The following is a 939-nucleotide window of genomic DNA, read 5'->3' on the forward strand; positions in this document are numbered from 1 at the left end:
TGGGCCGTACCCCGAACGACTTCGTGATCAGTTCGAGGGGGTGATCTGGCGGTTCCGTTCCAGTGCCCAGTGGCGGGAGATGCCCGAGGAGTTCGGGCCCTGGTCCACGGTCTTCGGTCGGTTCCGGGTCTGGCGGGACGCCGGCGTGTTCACCTCGCTGCTCGAAGGCCTGATCGCCGAGGCCGCCCGCGCGGGGAAGACGGACCTGTCGCTGGTGGTCAGCGTCGACTCCACGACCGTCCGCGCTCACCACGACGCCGCCGGGATGCTCGTCGACGAGGACCTCATGCAAACCCTGGAGAAGGCCGCACGCGAGCAGGAGACAGCCCGCCAAAAAGGGGCGATCCGCAGGAACAGAACGGACAGGACGAACGCAGACGCATTCGACGGCGACGCGAACTCCGCCTGAAACAGGCCCTGCTCGGCAGATCCCGGGGCGGTCTGACCAGCAAGGTCCATCTCGCCGCCGATCGCAGGTGCCGTCCACTGGCGCTCGTCCTGACCGCGGGGCAGGCCGGCGACAGCCCGCAGTTCGTCCCCGTCCTCGCCAAGGTGCGTGTGCGCCTGCCCGTCGGACGACCCCGCACCCGGCCCGGCGCGGTCGCCGCAGACAAGGCCTACTCGTCCCGCGCCAACCGCGCCTACCTGCGCAAACGCAGTATCAAGGCTGTCATCCCGGAGAAGAAGGACCAGACCGCCAGCCGGAAACGCCAGGGCAGTAGGGGCGGCCGACCCGTCGACCACGACCCCGACCTCTACAAAGAGCGGAACACCGTCGAGCGCCTGATCAACAAGCTGAAGGCCTGGCGGGGCATCGCCACCCGCTTCGACAAGACGCCCGAGAGCTACCTCGCAGGCCTTCACCTCCGCGCCTCGATGATCTGGATAGACGACCTTGTGCGACCGCCCAGCTGATCACAACATCACACGGGCCCTAGC

At 68.2% G+C, this 939-nt stretch carries 1 pseudogene; it reads left to right on the plus strand.

Annotated features, from left to right (window positions below):
• A pseudogene (locus tag IF30_RS46165) lies at positions 1-915 on the plus strand (IS5 family transposase); the annotation flags it as partial.
• Positions 916-939 lie beyond the last annotated feature (24 nt).

This window comes from Streptomyces sp. NRRL S-350 (assembly GCF_000719705.1).
Classification (GTDB): domain Bacteria; phylum Actinomycetota; class Actinomycetes; order Streptomycetales; family Streptomycetaceae; genus Kitasatospora.